General features: G+C 71.7%; 20 protein-coding genes and 1 riboswitch. Of the genes, 11 read left to right on the forward strand and 9 right to left on the reverse strand.

What is annotated here, in order from left to right:
• Positions 1-57: 57 nt before the first annotated feature.
• From ACFT9I_RS03400 to ACFT9I_RS03420, 5 genes are all read right to left on the reverse strand, one after another.
• The gene (locus ACFT9I_RS03400; RefSeq protein WP_382560023.1) at positions 58-891 is read right to left on the reverse strand and encodes a GNAT family N-acetyltransferase; all 834 of its coding nucleotides are present in this window, start codon (positions 889-891) and stop codon (positions 58-60) included.
• A 48-nt stretch (positions 892-939) separates the two neighbouring features.
• Positions 940-2,196: a bifunctional RNase H/acid phosphatase gene (locus tag ACFT9I_RS03405; RefSeq protein ID WP_382560026.1), complete on the reverse strand. Its 1,257-nt coding sequence runs from the start codon at positions 2,194-2,196 to the stop codon at positions 940-942.
• Positions 2,197-2,940, reverse strand: coding sequence for a zinc ribbon domain-containing protein (locus ACFT9I_RS03410; RefSeq protein WP_382560256.1), 744 nt, complete (start codon positions 2,938-2,940; stop codon positions 2,197-2,199).
• Positions 2,937-3,773, reverse strand: a complete 837-nt coding sequence (locus tag ACFT9I_RS03415; protein ID WP_382560027.1) for a Nif3-like dinuclear metal center hexameric protein — start codon at positions 3,771-3,773, stop codon at positions 2,937-2,939. The genes ACFT9I_RS03410 and ACFT9I_RS03415 overlap by 4 nt, the downstream gene beginning before the upstream one ends.
• Positions 3,774-3,848: 75 nt before the next feature.
• On the reverse strand, positions 3,849-4,883 hold the full coding sequence (locus ACFT9I_RS03420; protein WP_382560030.1) for an ABC transporter substrate-binding protein: 1,035 nt from the start codon (positions 4,881-4,883) through the stop codon (positions 3,849-3,851).
• Positions 4,884-5,176: 293 nt separating this feature from the next.
• Between ACFT9I_RS03420 and ACFT9I_RS03425 the strand changes: the two genes are divergently transcribed.
• The 6 genes from ACFT9I_RS03425 (at position 5,177) to ACFT9I_RS03450 (ending at position 10,335) form a co-directional block, all read left to right on the forward strand.
• On the forward strand, positions 5,177-6,388 hold the full coding sequence (locus tag ACFT9I_RS03425) for a hypothetical protein (protein WP_382560032.1): 1,212 nt from the start codon (positions 5,177-5,179) through the stop codon (positions 6,386-6,388).
• A 115-nt stretch (positions 6,389-6,503) separates the two neighbouring features.
• Complete coding sequence (locus ACFT9I_RS03430) at positions 6,504-6,674, forward strand: hypothetical protein (RefSeq protein ID WP_382560034.1); 171 nt, start codon at positions 6,504-6,506, stop codon at positions 6,672-6,674.
• Positions 6,675-6,813: 139 nt separating this feature from the next.
• The gene (locus ACFT9I_RS03435; protein WP_382560036.1) at positions 6,814-7,791 is read left to right on the forward strand and encodes an ABC transporter ATP-binding protein; all 978 of its coding nucleotides are present in this window, start codon (positions 6,814-6,816) and stop codon (positions 7,789-7,791) included.
• The gene (locus ACFT9I_RS03440; RefSeq protein ID WP_382560039.1) at positions 7,791-8,516 is read left to right on the forward strand and encodes an ABC transporter permease; all 726 of its coding nucleotides are present in this window, start codon (positions 7,791-7,793) and stop codon (positions 8,514-8,516) included. Before ACFT9I_RS03435 ends, ACFT9I_RS03440 begins: the two co-directional genes overlap by 1 nt.
• Positions 8,513-9,733, forward strand: coding sequence for a sensor histidine kinase (locus ACFT9I_RS03445; RefSeq protein ID WP_382560041.1), 1,221 nt, complete (start codon positions 8,513-8,515; stop codon positions 9,731-9,733). Before ACFT9I_RS03440 ends, ACFT9I_RS03445 begins: the two co-directional genes overlap by 4 nt.
• Positions 9,730-10,335, forward strand: coding sequence for a response regulator (locus ACFT9I_RS03450; RefSeq protein ID WP_382560044.1), 606 nt, complete (start codon positions 9,730-9,732; stop codon positions 10,333-10,335). Before ACFT9I_RS03445 ends, ACFT9I_RS03450 begins: the two co-directional genes overlap by 4 nt.
• A gap of 22 nt (positions 10,336-10,357) precedes the next feature.
• Here ACFT9I_RS03450 and ACFT9I_RS03455 read toward each other — a convergent pair whose 3' ends face one another.
• On the reverse strand, positions 10,358-11,914 hold the full coding sequence (locus ACFT9I_RS03455) for a DHA2 family efflux MFS transporter permease subunit (RefSeq protein WP_382560047.1): 1,557 nt from the start codon (positions 11,912-11,914) through the stop codon (positions 10,358-10,360).
• Between the two features lie 221 nt (positions 11,915-12,135).
• On the opposite strand from ACFT9I_RS03455, the gene ACFT9I_RS03460 reads away from it, so the two are divergent.
• The 5 genes from ACFT9I_RS03460 to ACFT9I_RS03480 all read left to right on the forward strand — a co-directional run bounded on the left by ACFT9I_RS03460 (position 12,136) and on the right by ACFT9I_RS03480 (position 17,291).
• Positions 12,136-13,908 carry an MFS transporter gene (locus ACFT9I_RS03460; protein ID WP_382560049.1) on the forward strand — a complete coding sequence of 591 codons (1,773 nt, stop codon included), beginning with the start codon at positions 12,136-12,138 and terminating at the stop codon, positions 13,906-13,908.
• A gap of 72 nt (positions 13,909-13,980) precedes the next feature.
• Positions 13,981-14,673, forward strand: coding sequence for a class I SAM-dependent methyltransferase (locus ACFT9I_RS03465; RefSeq protein WP_382560052.1), 693 nt, complete (start codon positions 13,981-13,983; stop codon positions 14,671-14,673).
• A 31-nt stretch (positions 14,674-14,704) separates the two neighbouring features.
• Positions 14,705-15,682, forward strand: coding sequence for an N-acetylmuramoyl-L-alanine amidase (locus ACFT9I_RS03470; protein ID WP_382560054.1), 978 nt, complete (start codon positions 14,705-14,707; stop codon positions 15,680-15,682).
• Between the two features lie 350 nt (positions 15,683-16,032).
• The gene (locus tag ACFT9I_RS03475) at positions 16,033-16,872 is read left to right on the forward strand and encodes a hypothetical protein (protein ID WP_382560057.1); all 840 of its coding nucleotides are present in this window, start codon (positions 16,033-16,035) and stop codon (positions 16,870-16,872) included.
• Positions 16,873-16,997: 125 nt separating this feature from the next.
• Entirely contained in the window at positions 16,998-17,291 is a 294-nt protein-coding gene (locus ACFT9I_RS03480) for a hypothetical protein (RefSeq protein WP_382560060.1), read from the forward strand.
• Between the two features lie 43 nt (positions 17,292-17,334).
• Here the strand turns inward: ACFT9I_RS03480 and ACFT9I_RS03485 are convergent, their stop codons facing one another.
• The 3 genes from ACFT9I_RS03485 to ACFT9I_RS03495 form a co-directional block, all read right to left on the reverse strand.
• Positions 17,335-18,423 (reverse strand): prenyltransferase, encoded by a 1,089-nt coding sequence (locus ACFT9I_RS03485; RefSeq protein WP_382560259.1) that lies wholly within the window; start codon positions 18,421-18,423, stop codon positions 17,335-17,337.
• A gap of 2 nt (positions 18,424-18,425) precedes the next feature.
• On the reverse strand, positions 18,426-19,160 hold the full coding sequence (locus ACFT9I_RS03490) for a methyltransferase domain-containing protein (RefSeq protein WP_382560063.1): 735 nt from the start codon (positions 19,158-19,160) through the stop codon (positions 18,426-18,428).
• A 129-nt stretch (positions 19,161-19,289) separates the two neighbouring features.
• Complete coding sequence (locus tag ACFT9I_RS03495; protein WP_382560065.1) at positions 19,290-20,606, reverse strand: glycosyltransferase family 4 protein; 1,317 nt, start codon at positions 20,604-20,606, stop codon at positions 19,290-19,292.
• Positions 20,607-20,994: 388 nt separating this feature from the next.
• Positions 20,995-21,067, forward strand: a riboswitch (cobalamin riboswitch).
• Positions 21,068-21,145: the final 78 nt, after the last annotated feature.

Below are 21,145 nucleotides of genomic sequence, written 5' to 3' on the forward strand. Positions count from 1 at the left end.
CCGTCGGCCGGCTCTGCGACCGGCTCTGCGACCGGCTCTGCGACCGGCTCATGTGAGTCAGCCCTCGAAGCTGAGAACCTGACTGTCCGTCAAAGGCCGGTATCCCAGCCGCTGGTAGAGCGCGTTGCTCGTCGGGTTCGCCAAGTCCGTGTAGAGCAGCACCTGTTCGACGCCCGCGTCCAGCGTCGCGCGGCTGACCGCCACCGTGACCGCGCCCCCGTAACCGCGGCCGCGCAGCCGGAGCGGTGTGTAGACGGGTGCCACCCGTGCCTGGCCCGCGATGACCGGGGAGACCGAGGCCATCGCCACGGGTGCGCCCGCGACGTCCCACAGCCACAGCCGGCCAGCCGCTATCCGCTCCGCCGTGGCCCGGGTGTGGTCCCCGCCCGGCTGGCCGGTGTCGGCGGCGAAGGCGCTCATCCACTCCGCGAGCAGCGGCAGGTCCCCGTCGACGGCGAGCCGGGAACGGCCGGCGGGAGCCGGGTCCGGCGGGGTCAGTTCGCCCAGCCGGAAGAGTCGTACGCGATCCGAGACCCGCCAGCCGCCGGACCGCCCGGTCCACTCGGCGGCGAACGCCTCCGCGCACGCGTTCTCGCCCTGCACGGAGGTCAACGACGGGTCGGCGGCGCGGAGTACGGGAACGAGTTCGCGCGCCGCCCGGTCCGGCATCGGACCGAGCAGCGGGCGCAGCGGCGGCGTCTGGACGAAGCAGGCGGAGACCGGGGCGTCCCCGCTCTCCCGCCAGTAGCCGAACCGGGCGGGGGCCGCCCCGTCGGTGCGCAGCGACTCGCTGATCGTGAGCAGCAGCGTCGACCGGGCGGGGTCCCGTGCGAGGCACGGATCGGCCGCCGTACGGAACTCCTCGACGTCCTCAGTCAGTTGCCAGCCCACAGCACCCTCTCCCCCGACCGCCCCGACCGCTCCGACCGCCCCGATCGCTCAGCGCAGATGCGACGTGTCGTTGAGCAGACGCAACGACGCGTTGCCGTCCGCGTAGTAGGCGACCGCCGACAGCGAGGCCGCCGACAGCTCCATCCGGAACAGGGACTCCGGCGGCGCGCCCAGTGCCAGTCTGACCAGCGTCTTCACGGGTGTCACATGCGTGACGACCAGCACCGTACGTCCCGCGTACCGCGCCAGCAGCGCGTCACGCGTGGCGGCGACCCTCGTCGCGACCGAGGTGAAGCTCTCGCCGCCACCTGTCGGCGCCACGTCGGGCGAGGCCAGCCAGGCGCTGAGATCGTCCGCGTACCGCTCCCTGACCTCGGTGAACGTCATCCCCTCCCAGGCGCCGAAGTCCGTCTCGCGCAGCCCTTCCTCGACGCTCACCTCCAGGCCGAGCCGGGTGGCGACGGCGCCGGCCGTCTCGCGGCAGCGCAGCAGCGGCGAGGAGACGACGGCCTGGATCGTGCCGCGCGCGGCGAGCGCCGTCGCGACGGCGTCGGCCTGCCTGCGGCCGACCGCCGACAGCTCCGGGTCGCTGCCGCCGCTGCCCGAGAAGCGTTTCTCGGGGGTGAGGAGGGTCTCGCCGTGCCGCAGCAGGACGAACGTGGCGGGCGTACCGAGGTCGGCGGAGCCCCATCCGACGGACGGCGCGGCCTGTTCGGGGACGGCGGCGGACAGCTCGTACGAGGCGGCCAGCGCCGCGCGTGCCTTGGCCGCGCCGGCCGCCGCGTCCCCCGGCGGCCCCTCGGGAGCGGGAGCGGCGGCCTTACGGGAAGTGGAACCCGTACGCCCCGACTTCGCGCCCAGCTCAGCCGTCGACCGCGACGGCTCCCACTGCTTGCCCTTCTTGCCCGCGTCCATCGCCTCGTTGGCGAGCCGGTCGGCGTGCTTGTTCTTCTCGCGCGGGATCCACTCGTAGCGGACCTGCCCACCGGGAAGGACCCGCGCGGCCTCGGCGGCCAGCGGCTTCATGTCCGGGTGCTTGATCTTCCAGCGGCCCGACATCTGCTCCACGACGAGCTTGGAGTCCATCCGCACGTGCACGTCGGCGGCCGGGTCGAGCGTCTTCGCCGCCTTCAGCCCGGCGATCAGGCCCTTGTACTCGGCGACGTTGTTCGTCGCGACGCCGATGTACTCGGCGGCCTCGGCGAGCGTCTCCCCGGTCACCGCGTCGATGACGACGGCGCCGTAACCCGCCGGGCCCGGGTTGCCCCGCGACCCGCCGTCCGCCTCGACGACGAATTTCGGCATCTACAGACCCGATTCGGAGGTACGGATGAGGATGCGGCGGCAGTTCTCGCACCGCAGGACGGTGCTGGGGCTCGCCGCCTTGACCTCGTTGACCTCGGTGATGTTGAGCTCCAGCCGGCAGCCTTCGCAGCGGCGCTGGTAGAGGCGGGCCGCGCCCACGCCGCCCTGCTGCACGCGCAGCTTCTCGTACAGCTTGAGGAGGTCGGCGGGGATGGTCGCCGAGACGGATCCGCGCTCCTTGGCCGCCGTCGACTCCTCGCCCGCGAGCTTCTCGGCGGCGGTGTCGCGGCGCGCGACCGCGTCGTCCGCCTTGGCCTGGACCGAGGAGACCCGCTCCGTCAGCTCGGCGGCCCGCTCCTGCGCGGCCTCGCGGCGCTCCATGACCTCAAGGACGACGTCCTCCAGGTCACCCTGGCGCTTGGCGAGCGAGACGATCTCACGCTGCAGGCTTTCGAGGTCCTTGGGCGAGGTGACGGCACCCGAGTCGAGGCGCTGCTGGTCGCGTACGGAGCGCTGGCGGACCTGGTCGACGTCCTGCTCCGCCTTCGTCTGCTCGCGCGCGGTGTCGCTCTCCTCGGTCTGCGAGGCGACCAGCAGGTCGCGCAGCTGCGTGAGGTCCTTGGTCAGCGACTCGATCTCGGCGTGCTCGGGCAGCGACTCGCGCCGGTGGGCGATCTGCTGGAGTCGCGTGTCGAGGGCCTGGACGTCGAGGAGTCGGATCTGGTCGGCGGGGTCGGCGTTCAGTTGGGGGCTCCTGAGGAATGGTGGGAGGACCAGGGGTCGGTGACCGTCTTCGAGACGTGGACCCGCAGGTCCCAGCCGTGGCGGTCGGAAATCTCGTCGAGCTGGGTGGCCGCCAGTTCGCACCAGGGCCACTCGGTGGCCCAGTGCGCGGCGTCGACCAGTGCCAGCGGTGTGTGCTGCGTGGCCTCGGAGGCCGGGTGGTGGCGCAGGTCGGCGGTGAGGAAGACGTCCACGCCCGCCGCCCGTACCTGGTCGAAGAGGCTGTCGCCGGATCCGCCGCTCACGGCGACGGTACGGACGAGGGCGTCGGGGTCGCCGGCCACGCGGATGCCCTGCGCGGTGGCGGGCAGCCGGTGCGCGGCGCGCGCCGCGAAGTCGCGGAGGGTGGCGGGCCGGTCGAGTTCGCAGATCCGGCCGAGACCGCGGCGGCCCGCCGGGTCGGTCGGGTCGGGTACGAGGGGGCCGACGACGCGCAGGTCGAGCGCGCCGGCGAGGGCGTCGGAGACTCCCGGGTCGGCGCTGTCGGCGTTGGTGTGCGCGACGTGCAGCGCGATGTCGTGCTTGATGAGCGTGTGTACGACGCGGCCCTTGAAGGTGCCTGCGGCGACCGTCGTCGTCCCCCGCAGATAGAGCGGGTGGTGGGTGAGGATCAGGTCGGCGCCCAGTTCCAGGGCCTCGTCCACGACAGGCTGGACCGGGTCGACGGCGATGAGGACGCGGGTCACCGGGGCGTCGGGATCGCCGCAGACGGTGCCGACGGCGTCCCACTGTTCGGCCCGCTCGGGCGGCCAGAGGGCGTCGAACTGGGCGAGGACTTCGGACAGGCGGGGCACGGGTCAAAGGCTACCTGCCGCCCATGGTGCACCCACCATGGCCGGTCGACCCCGGATCCCGTGACCCCGCCCGCGTCACTTCGCCAGGTAACCGCGCAGATCGTCCAGCACCAGCCCGGCCGCGGTGACGCCGAGGCCCAGGTACCAGGTCTCGTCCGGTACGTCTTCCGCCTGGCCCGACTTGACGGCCTTGAGGTTCTTCCAGAGCGGGTTCGAGCGCGCGGTGTCCCGCTTGGTGGCCTTCGGGTCGCCGTACACCCCGGTGAAGATCCAGTCGGCGTCCGCCTCGTCGATCTTCTCGGGGCTGACCTCGACGGCGAGATCGTTGATCTGCTGGTTCGCGGGCCTGGGCAGCCCGACGTCCTCAAGGATCGTGCCGATGAAGGACGCCTTGGCGTACAGACGGATCTTGCCCGGCATGTACCGCACCATCGAGACGGTCGGCTTGTCGGCGCCGATGTCGGCGGACAGGGCCTTGACCTTGATGTCGTACGCCCCGAGGGCCTTCTCGGCCGCCGCGCTCCGGTCGAGCGCCGCCGCGTTGAGCCGGAAGTTCTCCTTCCAGGTGAAGCCGGGGCGGATCGCGAACACGGTGGGGGCGATCGTCGACAGCTCGTCGTACTTGTCGGCGGCGCGGAGCTGGCTGCCGAGGATCAGGTCGGGCTTGAGAGCCGCGATGGCCTCCAGGTTGAGCCCGTTGATGGTGCCGACGTTCTTGGGGCTGCCCGCGCCCTTCTTCAGGTAGGCGGGGATGCCCTCGTCGCCCTCGGTGGGCGCGTAGCCGACCGGTGCGAGACCGAGGGAGACGACGTTGTCGAACTCGCCGACGTCGAGCACGACGACGCGCTCGGGACGCGCCTTGAGGACGGTCTTGCCCATGGCATGGGTGACGGTACGGGGAAACTCCCCCGGCTTGGCGTCGGTGCCGTAACCCGCGGTCTTCGCCGCCGCTTCCGCGAAGTCCTCGCCGCCCTGCGCGACGGCCTTCTTGTCCGCGCCTGCGCCGGGGGACGACTTCCCGTCCGACCCTCCGTCGCTTCCACAGGCCGCGAGGGAGAGGGCGGCGGCGAGGGCGACCAGTGCGGCCGTGCCGCGGCGTCTGACGGACATCTGTGCTCCAAAGGTCTTACTAAGGGGTGCCTTACCAACTCCACAGGAACGTACAGGCCGGGTTCCACTTTGCGGAAACTGATCCCTGGTCAGCTCTCCCGGAATCCGGCATGCGGAGCCACGGTGGCCCGGACCGGGTCGAACACCGAAGGCCAAGGAGGCTCCTCCCTGCACAACCGCCCCCTCCCCCTCAGCCGAACCCCGGACCGGCCACCCTTACGTGTGAAGCGGGTGGTCACGTGTTGTTCGGCAGCGAGTGCGAACCTAGCGTCGTCGCCGGAGGTGACGGAGCGATGACAGCCTGTGTCATTGGCAGCGTGGAGAGCACCGGGCGCGCCCCGGCGGACAAGCCCGGGCGGCGGGCGGCGGGGATCGCGATCGCGGCGGACGGTTCGTACGCGGCGCGGCTGACCCTCGGTGCCAACGAGCCTTCCCAGGAGGGCGAGGCGGCGGAGAGCGCGGCTTGGTTCCCCGAGCGGTGGACGCTCGACGGGCCGGAGCCGTACGCCGTACCGCTTCCCCTCGACCAGCCCGAGGAGCCCGACGCCGAGGTGCTGCCGCTGGCCGACGGGCGGGTGCTGATCCACCGGCGGGTGGCGGAGCGGCAGGCGTTCTCGCTGCTCTATCCGACGGGGCCGGTGACGGGCGAGCTGCCGCTCGGCGCGGTCGAGTGCGCGGAGCTGACCCTGCTGCCGCCGTCACCCGACGGCACGAGCGCCTACGCGCTGGCGCCCGGCGAACACGGCACCACCGTCTGGCTGGTGGCGGGCGGCGCCTTCGGCCCGGAGCCGGTCGCGACCGTACGCGGGCGCTGTACGGGCGGCGTCTGGCTCGACCGTACGGGGCGGCTACTCGCCCTCGACCGTGAACTGGGCGGTGTGGTCAAGGCGGTCGCCGTCGATCTGGAACGGGGCGGCGAGGTCAGCCCGTTGCTCCAGATCGCCGACGGCAGCAACGACCGGCTGCTGCTGGCCGACGCCGACAGCGGTCTGCTGCTGATCCGTTCGGACGCGCCGGGCCACGACCGCCTCGGCTGGGGCGTGTTGGGCAGCGCGCGGCCGGTGCGCTTCCCGGAGTGCCTGCGGCCGGCGGACCGTACGGTCACACCGTTCGCCGTCCAGCCGGGGCAGGTGCTGATGCCCGAGAGCTGCGCGGTCGCGCTGCGGATCGACGGGCCGGGCGGGACCTGGGTGGGGACCTGGCGGCCGTCGGGCCGACAGCTCCATCAGCAGGCGGCGCCGGACGGCTGGTTGGCCGGGGCGGGTCTGTGGTCGCGGGAGGGTGTGCTCCAACTGCCGTACGCCACGGGGACGATGCCGTGCGGCGTGGCTCGGCTGGAGCTGCCGCAGGACGTACCGCAGGACGTACGAACCGAATTGACCACAGAACCCGCACAACCGGAAGTCGCCGCGGGGAACGGGGCCGTACGCACGCCAACTCGCCACGCCTGCAAGCCGGTTCCGTTGCAGCAGGCACCCCTCACCGGGCGTACGGCCGTCGGATAGGGCTGGTTAGAATTTTGGCGCGGGTCCGGTCGGTCGGTACGGGGACGGTCGGCCCCCGTGTGCCACAACCAGTGGCAGCAGCGAATATCAGCGATTCAACGGGGTGACTTCCCACATGTCTGAAAGCCGAACAGACACGGCCCAGGACCGTCCGCACCAGGCGGCCGGCGACCGGGACGACAACGGCCACGGAAAACACCGGGGCGGCGCCGCCCCGACGGACGACTCGCAGTTGTCGGCCCACGGACGCCACCGCCGTCCCGGCGACAACTCCGAGGCGGCCTGAGGCGCGGGTTCTGCCGGACAGTCGCCGGGCGGGCCGGGTGCAAGGCCCGCCCGACGACTGTCCGTAGGACATTTGTCCCGGCCGAGTCCGTACATGCGCATCTGCCGGAGCCCCCCGCGCTCTCCGTAGCGTCGTCGGCATGAGACAGACCACGGCAACGACCAGGGCAACGACCACGGCGGTGCGCGTCGAAGGCGCCGTCAAGTCCTTCGGCGCCGTACGCGCGGTGGCCGGCGTCGACCTGGACATCGCACGCGGCGAGACCGTCGCCCTCCTCGGCCGCAACGGCGCGGGCAAGTCGACCACCATCAACCTGCTGCTCGGCCTCGACGAGCCCGACAGCGGACGCGTCCGCCTCTTCGGCGACACCCCCGAGCGCGCGGTGCGGTCGGGGCGGGTCGGCGCGATGCTCCAGGACGGCGGGCCGATCCGCCGGGCGACGGTGCGCGAACTCGTGTCGTTCGTGGCGAGCACCTACCCGCGTCCGCTGCCCGTCCCCGAGGCCCTGCACCTCGCCGGGCTCACCGAACTCGCCGCCCGCCGCGTCGACAAGCTCTCCGGCGGCCAGTGGCAGCGCGTCCGCTTCGCCGTCGCCCTGGCGGGCAGCCCCGAGCTGATCGTCCTGGACGAGCCGACGGCGGCCCTCGACGTGGAGGCCAGGCGCGCGTTCTGGGCGTCGATGCGGGCCTACGCCCGCCGGGGCAACACCGTCCTGTTCTCCACGCACTACATGGAGGAGGCCGACGACAACGCCGACCGGATCGTCGTCATGGACCACGGCCGGATCGTCGCCGACGGCAGCGGCGAGCGCATCAAGCGCGCGGTCGGCGGCCATCTCGTCGCCTTCGACCTGGCGGGGCACGGCACCGAAGGGCTCGGCACACTGCCGGGCGTCGTGTCGGTGGAGGTACGGGGCGACCGGGCCCGGCTGCGTACGGACAACTCCGACGCGACCGTGATGGCGCTGGTCGGCCTCGGCAAGGTCAGGGGCCTGGAGGTCGCCCACGCCACGCTGGAGGACGCGTTCCTCACGCTCACCGCCGCACAGGACGCGAAGCCCGTTGCCCCACAGGACACGAAGCCCGCCGCCGTACAGAACGCGAAGGAGACGGTGTGATGCTCGACTACGTCAGGCTCGAAGTACGGCGCACACTGCGCGACCCGGGATTCGTGATCTTCAGCGCCGGGATGCCCGTGCTGATGTACATGCTGTTCACCAACCTCGGCGCCGCCGACGACGGCGACGACGCCTGGAAGACGACCGCCATGGTCGGCATGGCCGCCTACGGCGCGCTCGGCGCCGCCGTCAGCGTCGGCACGGGCATCGCAGAGGACCGTTCGCTCGGCTGGCTGCGCCAGCTGCGCATCACCCCCATGCGGCCCCGTCAGGTCGTACTCGGCCGCGCGGTCACCAGCTCGGTGACAGTCCTGCCCGCGATCCTGGCGGTCCTCACGTCCGGCGCCGTGTCCAACGGCGTACGGCTCGACGCGTGGCAGTGGGTGGTGCTGGTCCTGCTGCTGTGGGTGGGCACGCTGCCGTTCACGCTCTTCGGGATCGGCAACGGCTATCGGCTCTCCGCGCAGACCGCCGGAGTGCTCAACGTGGCCGCTCTGATGGGTCTGGCGGTGATCGGCGGGCTCTGGTTCCCGATCGAGGCGTTCCCGGGCTGGCTGCGGACGGTGGCCGAGTACACCCCCGCCCACGGCTTCGCCGAACTCGGCTGGGCCACGACCGACGGCCACGCCCCGGGAATCGCGGCGGTCGTGGTGCTCCTCGGCTGGCTCGCGGTGTTCGGTTCGTACGCTGTGATGTCTTACCGCAAGTCTGCGAGGACGGCATGACCGACGACGCGACCAAGGCACGACGCAGGCAACGGCCGGGCCCGGCCTCCGGTTTCGCCATGCTGCCGTGGCTGCTGCTCGGCCTCGGCTCCCTCTCCAACCTCGTCCAGGGCCAGACCCCCAATCCGTGGCTCGGCGGCGTCGGTCTGTTCGTCTTCAACTCCCTCTACATCAACGTGGTGTTCCGTGCCTTCCACCCGGTGACGCGCAACAGCCGGGGCACCTGGTGGTCGCTCGCCGGGATGGCCGTGATGACGTTCGGCCTCGGCGGCGCCTACGGCGGCAGCTGGCTGCTGTTCTTCCCGCTGTTCGGACTCGCCTGCGGCACGGTGCTGCGCGGCCGGTACCTCGCCCTGGTCGGCGCGCCGCTGACGGTGGTGGTCGCGGTCGTCGCGGCGCTCCACGACGGCTGGGGCGCGGTCGCCATCGCGTACGGCACGGTCATGTCGATGCTGGTCACCGCGGCGATCCTGGCCCTGTCCGAGACGGTCGTGGAGCTGCGCGCCACCCGGCAGGAGCTGGCGCGCTCGGCGGTCGAGGAGGAGCGGCTGCGCTTCTCGCGCGATCTGCACGACCTGCTCGGCCACACGCTGTCCGTGATCGTGGTGAAGTCGGAGGCCGCGCGCCGGCTCGCGCCGCGCGACATGGACGCGGCGCTGGAACAGATCACCGACATCGAGTCCGTCGGCCGGCAGGCGCTGACGGAGATCCGCGAGGCCGTCACCGGCTACCGCGACGGCAGTCTGTCCACCGAGCTGGACCGTGCGCGCTCCGCGCTGACCGCCGCCGGGATCGAGCCCGTCGTACGGCAGTCGGGGCCGCCGCTGGGGCCGCGTACGGAGGCGCTGCTCGGCTGGGTCGTACGGGAGGCCGTCACCAACGCCGTACGGCACAGCGGGGCGACCAGGTGCGAGATCACGGTGAACGGCGCACCGGAACAGGTCCGGCTGGTGATCACGGACGACGGCCGCGGCGTAGGCTCCGGGACGGTCGGCGGTGCGAGCGGCGGTACGGGCAGCAGGGGTACGGGCCTCAAGGGCCTCACCGAGCGGCTGGCGGTGGCAGGCGGCTCGCTCGAAGCGGGACCGGCGGGACGGGGCGGCTTTCAGGTCACGGCCGTCCTCCCGGTGGATCCCACGACGGACGCGCCGACGGCCATGGCCACCGCGTCACCTTCGCCTTCACCTTCACCGACGGAATCGGAGCGACCGGCATGATCAGAGTCCTTCTCGCGGAGGACCAGGGCATGATGCGCGGCGCCCTCGCGCTCCTGCTCGGCATGGAGAGGGACATCGAGGTGGTCGCCCAGGTGTCCACCGGGGACGCCATCGTCGCCGCGGCGCTCACCGCACGCCCAGACGTGGCGCTGCTCGACATCGAACTCCCCGGCCGCAGCGGGCTCGACGCCGCCGCCGACCTGCGCGACGCCCTCCCCGACTGCCGGGTGCTGATCCTCACCACCTTCGGCAGGCCGGGCTATCTGCGCCGGGCCATGGAGGCGGGGGCCGCCGGGTTCCTGGTCAAGGACGGGCCGGTGGAGGAGCTGGCCGAGTCGATCCGGCGGGTGCTCGCGGGCGAGACGGTCGTCGATCCGGCGCTGGCCGCCGCCGCGCTGAGCGCGGGGCCGAGCCCGCTGACCGCGCGGGAACGGGACGCGCTGAACGCCTCCGTGGACGGGGCGACCGTCGCCGACATCGCGGCGAGGCTGCATCTGTCCGAGTCGACCGTACGGAACTACCTCTCGTCGGCGATCGGCAAGACCCACACCCGTAACCGCATGGAGGCCGTACGGGCCGCCCGTCAGCAGGGCTGGCTCTGAACAGCCCTTCCGGGGAACGGTGTTACGTGTCCGAGTGCCGCGGCAGCCAGACGAACATCAGCACGGCCGCCGCGAGCAGCAGCCCCGAGCCGGCCCTGAAGGCCAGCGCGTACCCCTCGGTGAGCGCGCCCGGACCGGTCCCGTGCGACGTACGCGCCGCCGCGACCGTCGAGAGGACCGCGAGGCCGATGGCCCCGCCCATGGTCCGCGAGGTGTTCACCAGGCCGGAGACGAGCCCGGCCTCGCCGGGTGCGGCGCTCCCCGTCGCGAGGGCGGCGAGCGGTGTCATGGCCAGCCCGGCGCCGGCCATCATCAGGATGCCGGGTCCCAGGATCGTCCTGAGGAAGGTGCCGTCGGCGGTCATCATCGACTGCCAGCCGAATCCGACGGCGCCCACGAGCGCGCCGAGGACCGCGACATGCCGGGCGCCGATGCGCCGCATCACCAGGGGTGCCAGCTTCGAGCCGAGCACGACGCTCAGCGAACTGGGTATGAGCGCGAGACCCGCTTCGAGGGGTGTGTAGCCAAGGACGTTCTGGGCGTAGACCGTCATGAAGAACCACATCGCGAACGACGCCGAACCGGTCATCACCATCCCCGCGTTGGCCGCCGACACCGCCCGTACCCGGAAGAGTCTCAACGGCATCAGCGGCTGCTTCGTACGCGCCTCCACCAGCAGGAAGGCCGCGAGCAGCAGCAGTCCGCCGAGCAGCGGCACGAGTGTCGCGGCGGCGCCCCAGCCCGCCTGCTCGGTCTGCACGATGCCGTAGGCGACGACGGCGAGACCGCCGGTGACGAGTACGGCGCCCGGCAGGTCCAGCCGGCGCCGCGCCTCCTTGGCCCGGCTCTCCGTCAGCCAGAGCACGGCGGCGACCAGGACCAGCGCGCCGGCGGGCACGTTGATCAGCAGCACCCAGCGCCAGGACAGCACGTCGGTGAGGACGCCGCCGACGAGCCCGCCCGCCGCGCCGCCACCGGCGCCGACGGCCGCCCAGGTCGCTATGGCCCGCGTCCGCGCCGGTCCGGCGGGGACGGCGGCGGTCAGGATGGTGAGGGTCGCGGGAGCCAGTACGGCGGCGCCCAGCCCCTGCACACCACGGGCGGCGAGCAGCTGCCAGCCCTCCTGCGCGAGACCGCCGGCCAGGGACGCGGCGGTGAAGACTACGAGCCCGGCGAGGAACATCCGCTTGCGCCCGAAGATGTCGGCGGCCCGGCCACCGAGGAGCATGAACCCGGCGAAGGCGATGGAGTAGGCGTTGAGCACCCACTGGAGGCCGATGGTGCTCAGGCCGAGGTCGGTGCGCATCGACGGCAGGGCGACATTCACGACCGAGACGTCGAGGACGACGAGGAACTGCCCGGCGCACGCGGCGAGGATGACGGCCCAGGTGCGGGTCGACCGCGTACCGACGGCGCCGGTCCCGGCCCCGGGCTCGGACCCCGGCTCGGACCCGGGACCGGTTTCGGTTTCGGTCCCGATCTCGGACCCGGTCTCGGACCCGGTCTCAGGGTCGACTTCGGGTTCGATTGTCGACCGGGGGTCGGTTTCGGGTGCGCTGCCTGCCGGGACGTGGGACATGGCGGTAATAGTCGCACCCCCACCCTTACCCCGTACATGGGGATATCGTCGTACGGGAAGGGGACGCCGGACCTAGGCCCTGTCCGGTGGCTCGCGTTCGACGAACCCCGGGTCAGGAATACAAGAGCCATCGGGAAGCGTTCAGCTTCCATCTACTTAGTGGCCTCAAGCATCCTTTTTGATGGCCCTGCTCACTCTTCGCCTGCCCGGAGGCTTCACCTATGCCACAAGCGACACCCGACCAGTACGCCGGATCCGGCCCCGTCCCCGGGGCCGTTCCGCGTAAGCGGGGGCCCGGCGGTGTCGTACCCGTACTCGCGTTCGCCGGCATCACCGTCGCCGTCATGCAGACCCTGCTCGTCCCGATCATCAAGGACCTGCCCGCGCTGCTCCGCACCTCGCCCGACAACGCGACGTGGGTCATCACCGCGACCCTCCTCGCCGGTGCGGTGTCCACCCCGATCATGGGGCGGCTCGGCGATCTGTACGGCAAGCGCCGGATGCTGCTCGCGAGTCTCGCCGTCATGGTCGTCGGCTCGCTGATCTGCGCGTTCACCGACGACCTGACGGTCATGATCGCCGGCCGCGCGCTCCAGGGCTTCGCGATGGGCGCGATCCCCCTGGGCATCGGCATCATGCGCGACGAGCTGCCCCGCGAGAAGCTCGGCTCGGCGATGGCGCTGATGAGTTCGTCGATCGGCGTGGGCGGCGGACTCGCCCTGCCCGCCGCCGCGTTCGTCGCCCAGCACGCCGACTGGCACACGCTGTTCTTCGGCGCCGCCGGGCTCGGCGTGCTGTCGATGGTGCTGACCGTTCTCGTCGTACCGGAGAGTTCGGTACGGGCCGGCGGCCGGTTCGACTGGTTCGGCGCGCTCGGGCTCTCCGCGGGCCTCGTCGCCCTGCTGCTGCCGGTCACCAAGGGCAGCACCTGGGGCTGGACCTCGTCCACGACGCTCGGGCTGTTCGGTGTGGCCGTCGTGATCCTCGGTCTGTGGGGCTGGATGGAGCTGCGGCTCAAGGCCCCGCTCGTCGACCTCCGTACCAGCGCGCGCCGCGAGGTGCTGCTCACCAACCTCGTCTCGGTGATGGTCGGCGTCGCGTTCTACGCGGTGTCGCTGATCCTCCCGCAGCTGCTCCAGCTCCCCACCTCCACCGGTTACGGCCTCGGCCAGTCGATGGTGGTCGCGGGCCTGTGCGTCGCCCCGCTCGGTCTGACGATGATGTTCGTCGCCCCGGTCTACGCCCGGATCTCGGCGCGGCGCGGCCCCAAGGTCTCGCTGATGATCGGCATGGCCGTCATAGCGGTCGGTTACGGCGCGGGGCTGGTCATGATGAGCGCCGCCTGGCAGACCATCGTGATCTCGGTGATCCTCGGCGCGGGCATCGGTCTCGCGTACTCCTCGCTGCCCGCCCTGATCGTCGGGGCTGTCGACCCGAAGGAGACCGGCGCGGCCAACGGGCTGAACACGCTGGCCCGTTCGATCGGTACGTCGGTCTCCAGCGCCGTCATCGGGATGGTGCTGGCGCGTACGGCGATCGGTACGGGTCCCACGGCGGTGCCCAGCCTGCACGGCTTCCGCATCTCGTTCGTGATCGCCACCGCCGCCGTGCTCGGCGGTCTGGCACTGGCGGCGTTCCTGCCGTCCCACAAGGCGTCGACCCGGACCGAGTTGCTGGCCAGCAGCGAGGACGACGTCGCCCTGCCCGCCCTTCCCGCCGTCAGAGGTTTCCGTGGCCGGGTGCTCGACGCCGACGGCGCGCCCGTCGCACGGGCGAACGTCACGCTGATCGACCCTCGCGGCCGTCAGGCGGGCCTCACCACGGCGGACGACGACGGCAGGTACGCGCTCGCGGCCCCGGCGGCCGGCCGGTACGTCCTCGCCGGCTCTGCCACGGGCCACGCCCCGTACGCCCACCCGGTGACGTATCTCGGCGGGGCCCTCGCCGTGGATGTCGACCTGGTCCTGGCGCCCCGGGCGGCGGTGCGGTCGTAGGGCGTGTCCGCGCACGGGAGGGCGTACGGCAGCATGAGCGCACCGCACACGCGCACCACGCAGGAGGAACACATGACCGCCGGGACCGCCCCGTACGAACCGACCCCGGCAGCCACCGCGCCAGCCCCCACCCCCTCCCCCGACGTCCTCGCTGCCTTCGAGTCCGCCAAGGGCTTCATGCCGACCGATGAAGGCCTCGCGCTGTACGCCGCCGCCACCGACGCCGCCGCCCTCGGGCTGCCGCTGCTCGAAGTCGGCACGTACTGCGGCCGTTCCACGATCCTGCTCGCCGACGCCGCTCGCGCCGCCGGTGTCACCGCGCTCACCGTCGACCACCACCGCGGCAGCGAGGAGCAGCAGCCCGGCTGGGAGTACCACGACCCGGCGGTCGTCGATCCCGAGGTCGGCCGGATGGACACCCTGCCGTCCTTCCGCCGCACGCTGCACGCGGCCGGTCTCGAAGACCATGTGGTGGCGCTGGTCGGCCGCTCCCCACAGGTCGCCGCCGTCTGGGGCGGCCGGCTGGGTCTGGTGTTCATCGACGGCGGTCACACCGACGAGCACGCGAACCGTGATTACGAGGGCTGGGCACCGCATCTCGCGGAGGGCGGGCTGCTGGTCGTTCACGACGTGTTCCCCGACCCGGCGGACGGCGGGCAGGCCCCGTACCGCGTGTGGCTGCGGGCGCTGGCGTCCGGTGCGTTCGCCGAGGTCTCGACGTACGAGTCCCTACGAGTCCTGCGACGTACCGGCGCCGGAACCTGACGCTCCGTCCCGCACGGACTAGCATCGCCGGGTGTCGTACGACGAAAGCCACTTCCCCGCCCCCCGCCGCCGGATCCCGCGGAGCACCCTCGTCCTCGCGATCGGGGCCCTGGTGCCCGGCGCGTTCGCCGGGTGGATGATCTGGCAGGCCACCGGCGGATCCGACGACGGGGCCCCCGCCCAGGCCGCGAGCACGTCCGCGCCCGCCGAGCGGCCCGGCTCCCCCGGCCCCGAGCCGAGGCCGGCCCCTTCGAAGTCGCCGTCGCCGTCCCCGTCGAAGTCCGCTCCGGGCGACGACGGCGCGCCGGGGGACGCGCGCCCCGCTCCCGGCGAGGGGCCGCTCGCGGGACGGATCGTCGTCATCGACCCCGGGCACAACCCGGGCAACTTCAAGCACACCACCGAGATCAACAAGCTCGTGGACATCGGAACCAACCGCAAGGAATGCGACACCACGGGCACCTCGGGCAACGCCGGCTACACCGAGGCCGAATTCACCGCCGATGTTTCACAGCGCCTCCGCACTCTCCTCCGTAAAGAGGGCGCGACGGTGAAACTCACACACGAGAACGACCGTCCGTGGGGCCCCTGTGTGGACGAGCGCGCGGAAATCGGCAACAAGGCCGGGGCCGACGCCGTCATCTCCATCCACGCGGACGGCTCGGGCGTCGGCAACCGCGGCTTCCATGTCATCCTCCCCGCACTGGTGAAGTCGGGCGGGGCGGACACCACAAAGATCGTCGCGCCCTCGCGCGATCTCGGCGAACGCGTCGCGGGCAATTTCGTACGCGCGACCGGAAGCGCTCCTTCCAATTACGTCGGCGACGGCACGGGACTTGATGTCCGCGACGACCTCGGCGGACTGAATCTGTCGACCGTGCCCAAGGTCTTCATCGAGTGCGGCAACATGCGGGACTCCAAGGACATCGCCCTGCTGTCGAGCGCCGACTGGCGCCAGAAGGCGGCGCGGGGAATGGCCGACGGAATCAGCAGTTTCCTCAAGCGATAGCGGCACGGCGGGAACGGCGGACGGGAACGCGGACGGGCACAACCGGTGGCACGCCCGACAGAGACAACCGGCGGTAACGCCTCGGGAACACCGTCCGAACAGCCGGGAAACGGCAACGGATTCACAACGAAAAGACCGCGATCGATTCTTCGGCGCGCACTCCCGCAACCGTTGGAGGGCTTGCCGTTGTCCTCTCACGAGGTGGCCCGGAACCGAGAAGACGACCCGCTCGGGCAGACGGTAGATTCATCCGTACGATAGGGAGCCGCCCCCGAGCTTCGCACTTCGCACCGTCGCCCTCGCGCCGGTGGCGACCGCCCCGACGAGACGATCTACGAAGGACTTTTCACGTGAACATCCGCTCCCTCACACGAGGCGATGGCGTGGTGATCGGAGCAGCGGTGGTGCTGTTCATCGCCTCGTTCCTCGACCTGGTGGGTATCGACTGCCCGCAGGGCGTCGACTGCTCGAACTTCAGCCAGAACGCCTGGGACGCACTCGGTCTTCTGATGAGCATGTTCATCGCCGGAATCATCGGTGCTGCGCTCATCGTCGTCGGACGCGCCATGCCGGGACGCAAGGTGGCCGGTCTGGACCTCGGTCAGTTCGGTGTCGCCCTGACCGTCTTCGCCCTGTGGACGGCGTTCTGGAACATCATCGACGCGGACAACGCGGGCGCCGGCATGATCCTCGGCCTGCTCTCCACGATCGTTCTCGCCGCGGGCGCGGTCGCCACCCCGCTCGTTCCCGCCCTCAAGGCGCCCCTCGTCGGCGCCCCGAAGCCGCAGGTCGCCTCGCCGTACGGCCAGCCGGGGCACCCCGGCCAGGGTTACGGCTACCCGGGCGCCCAGCAGCAGCCGTACGGCGGCCAGCCGGGTCAGCCGCAGCCCGCGTACGGCGGCCCCCAGCCGGGTCAGCCCGGTCCCGGCCAGCCCTCGCAGGGCGGACAGCCGGGGGCCCCGGGTCAGAAGCAGGACGGCGCGCCCGCCGGTAACTTCGAGCCGTTCTGGTTCGCCGTGCCGGTGGCCCGTCCCCTGTACGGCGAGGACGGCTCGCCGTCCCCGATCGCCGAACTCGCTCCCGGTACCTGGTACTTGGCCGTCGAGCAGCGCGGTCCGGGGCTGGTCGCCCAGACGCAGGACGGCCGTCGCGGTCTGCTCCAGGACACAACCGGCATCCAGCGCGGCTGAGCCACGCGCACAACCGCACCACCGCGGCCCCTCGCCCCTCCTGGGCGGGGGGCCGTCGGCGTACCAGACACAGCATGTGGGCCGGGTAAGGGTTTCACCCGCCCCGAAGCGGCAACACGGACGTCATGGCCTCACGTCAACGCAGTGGAAGCAGCGCAGCAGCCACGATCCTCATAGTGATCGCGGATGTCATGGCCTTCATCTTGGGCCTGTGGATTTTGATGTACCTGCTGGACGCCAACCGCGCCAACGACCTGGTGAACTTCGTCCAGGACGCGGCGCGCTGGCTCGCCGGCTGGTCCTACGACCTGTTCACCTTCGACGAGGCATGGGCACGGGTGGTGTGCGGTTACGGTCTCGCGGCCGTGGTCTACCTGTTCATCGGCCACGCGCTGGCCGGCCGGATCCGTCGGGTCTGACGCGCCGTCAGCATCCGATCGGGTGCGCCGTCAGTACCGGGCCTCAGCCGACCCGTTCGCAGCAGTCCGGCTCAAGTCCGGACGGCAGCCTCTCACCGCTGAAAACCGCCGTGGTCGCCTCGTCCCCCCCGAGCGCGGCCACGGCCAGCAGCAGTGACGCCGCCGTCCAGCTCGTCAACTCCTCGGGCCAGACGGCCTTCTCGCCCTCGAAGACGTAGCCCGTCCAGTACATGCCGCCGTCCGCGCGCAGATGCCTGATGGACTGGAGTACGTCCAGCGCCCGGTCGGACTCGCCCACCACCCAGAGCGCCATGGCGAGTTCACAGCTCTCGCCGCCGGTGACCCACGGGTTGGGCAGCACGCAGCGCACCCCGAGTCCGGCCACGACGAAGCGGTCCCAGCCCTCCTCGATCCGGGCCTTCGCCTGGGGCCCGGTCATCGCGCCGCCGAGGACCGGGTAGTACCAGTCCATCGAGTAGCGGCTCTTGTCGAGGAACCGTTCGGGGTGCTCGCGGATCGCGTGCGCCAGCGATCCGGCCGCCAACTCCCAGTCGGGCTGGGCCTCTTCACGCTCCTCGGCGATGGCGAGCGCGCAGCGCAGCGCCTGGTGCACGGACGAACTTCCGGTCAGCAGCGCCTCGTTGACGGCGGTGCCGTCGGCCTCGCGCTTCCAGCCGATCTGCCCGCCGGACCGCTGGAGCGCCAGGACGAACTCGACGGCGGAGTGCACGACGGGCCACATCCGGTCGAGGAACGCCTCGTCGCCGGTGGCCAGATAGTGGTGCCAGACCCCGACGGCGGGATAGGCGCAGAAGTTGGTCTCGCGACTCAGGTCGGTGGGCCGGGCGGCCTCGCCGTCGTCGTAGGCGGCGTACCAGGACCCGTCCTCGTTCTGATGCCGCGCCAGCCACTCGTACGCGCGCGCCGCCGCCTCGTGTTCGCCGGACGCGTCGAGCGCCATGGCGGCCTCGGTGTGGTCCCACGGGTCGAGGTGGTGGCCGCGAAACCAGGGGATGGCACCGTCGGGGCGCTGTACGGCGAGGATGCCCGCGACGGTCTCGTCGGCCTGATCCGCCGTCAGAACGCCGGGCAGGACGAGGTGTTCGGTGCGGTCGGGGCCGCGACCGGGCAACGTCACTTGCCCTCCGCCGTCGGCAGGTGCGGCTTGGTGGCGTAGGCGACGAAGCTCTTGCCGACGACCGGGTTGAGCAGTTGCTCGGCGAAGCGGGTCGCGAAGGGCTTCTTCATGATGTCCCAGACGAGCAGCTTGTGGTACGCGCGGACGGGCAGCGCCTGGTCGTTGTCCACGCCGAAGGCGCACTTGAGCCACCAGTACGGCGAGTGCAGGGCGTGCGCGTGATGGGTGCCGTACGGCCTGAGCCCGGCTTCCCGCATCCGGCCGAGGAGTTCGTCGGCCTTGTAGATGCGGATATGGCCTCCCTCGACCTCGTGGTACGCGTCGGAGAGCGTCCAGCAGACCTTCTCGGGGCCGTAACGGGGCACGGTCACGGCGATCCGGCCGCCGGGCCGCAGGACGCGGACCATCTCGGCGAGGACGCCCTTGTCGTCGGGGATGTGCTCCATGACCTCGGAGATGATCACGACGTCGAAGGACTCGTCGGGGAAGGGGAGGTTCAGCGCGTCCCCCTCCATCGCGGTGGCGGTGGCGCCGGGCGGCGCCTCGCCCTCCTCCTTCATCGCGGCGAACCACGTGGCGACCTCGCGGATCTCCGCAGCGTTCCGGTCGAGGGCCACGACCTGGGCACCGCGCCGGTAGCACTCGAAGGCGTGCCGGCCCGCGCCGCACCCCAGATCGAGCACCCGGTCGCCGGCGGCGAGCGGGAAACGGGAGAAGTCCACGGTCAGCACGAGTTCCTGCTTTCGCGGTCGGGGTGGAAGTTGGGGGTGGAAGTTCGGGGTGGTCGAAGAGTGGAAGATACGGAGTCGGTCAGAAGGTCGAGGGACGGGGAAAGAACCGCGGCCGGGCCGAGGCCCCCATCAGCGCGCCGCCTCCGCGCGGGCGGCGACGGCCGCGCGGTACAACTCGACGGTGCCCTCGGCGGCGCGCGCCCAGGTGAACCGGCTCAGTACCCGCTCACGCCCCGCGGCACCCAGCCGCTCGCGCAACTCCCGGTCGTCGAGCAGCCTGTTGAGCGCGCCGGCCAGCGCGTCCGCGTCGCCGGGCGGCACGGCCAGACAGGTCTCGCCGTCGGCCCCCGCGACCTCGGGGATCGCGCCGCCGGTGGTGGCGACCAGCGGGGTGCCGGTGGCCATGGCCTCGGCGGCGGGCAGCGAGAACCCCTCGTACAGGGACGGCACACAGGCGATCTGCGCGCCGCGCACGAGGTCGACCAGTTCGGCGTCGGAGATGCCCTTGACGAACTGGACGGCGTCGCCGAGCCCGTACTTCTCGATGGCCCGGTAGACCGGCCCGTCCTCGGCGCGCTTGCCGACCACGACGAGATGCGCCAGCGGATTCGACGTACGCAGCTTGGCCAGCGCCTCGACGAGATGGATCAGGCCCTTGAGCGGCACGTCGGCGCTGGAGGTGGTGACGATCCGGCCCGGTATCTCCCGTACGGCGGGGTCCGGCGAGAACAGGCCCGTATCGGCGCCGATATGGACGACCTGGATGCGGTCGGGCCGTACTCCGAGGTGGTCGGTGATCTCCTGCTTCGAGGTCCCGGAGACGGTGACCACGGCGGGCAGCCGGCGCGCGACGCGCTTCTGCATGCGGGTGAAGGCGTACCAGCGGCGTACGGAGGCACGGGCGCGCCGCCCGTCGGCGGCGTCGATCTCCAACTGCCGGTCGACGGTGATGGGGTGATGGATGGTGGTGACGAGGGGGGCGCCGAGGTCGCCGAGGAGCCCGTAGCCGAGCGTCTGGTTGTCGTGGACGACGTCGAACTCGCCCCGGCGGGCGGCCAGATGACGGCGGGCCCGCAGTGAGAAGGTCAGCGGCTCGGGAAAGCCGCCGGTCCACATGGTGGCGACTTCGAGGGCGTCGATCCAGTCGCGGTACTCGCCGCGCTTCGGTGTCCGGAACGGGTCGGGCTGCCGGTAGAGGTCGAGACTGCCGAGTTCGGTGAGCGGGACGCCTTCGTCGAGTACGGGGTAGGGCTGGGCGCCGATGACCTCGACGCTGTGCCCGAGGCGGGCCAGCTCGCGCGAGAGGTGTCGTACGTAGACGCCTTGGCCGCCGCAGAAGGGGTTGCCCTTGTAGCTGAGGAGCGCGATGCGCAGCGGCCGGTCCGGCGCGCCGGAGGTGGCTGCGGGCCCCGCGGGGGTACCCGCCTCTATGGCCTCAGCGGTCACTCTCGGCCCTCACTTCTCACTTCACTTTCGCCGGAGCGTAACCGCTCGCGTCAATCCGGAACAAGTTCCCGTCGGGTGGACGGGAGGACACAGCGAACCTCGAATCTACCGGCAGGTAAGGATGTGCAGAGGGGCGGCCCGTGGTGATTCGCGCCACGACAGGCCCGTGCGGTGCGGGCCGGACACGGTAACGCGACCTGGTTTCTGACGGTGTGTCAGATACTGCTCGTCGCCGGTCTCCGTGCGGGACCGGTCACCTCGACCGGCGATCGGGGACGAAACCGACATCCGGGCGGGACCGGTGGAGCCGGCGACGGCGTCGGGGCGGTGTCCGGGGCGGCCGAAAAGCGGCCGGTAGAGTGAGCGCGTCGTCATCATGCCCGTACGGGGGGAAGCCGGTGCGAATCCGGCACTGACCCGCAACCGTGAGCCGCCCTCGCAGGCGGCGAGTCGGACCACCCCGGACGCGGACGTGACCGGCTCGCGCCACCGGAAACCGCCGGTGGCCGGCACCGTCGAGGCATACGGAGCCGGAGCCT

The sequence above is a fragment of the Streptomyces sp. NPDC057137 genome (genome assembly GCF_042670825.1).
GTDB lineage: Bacteria > Actinomycetota > Actinomycetes > Streptomycetales > Streptomycetaceae > Streptomyces.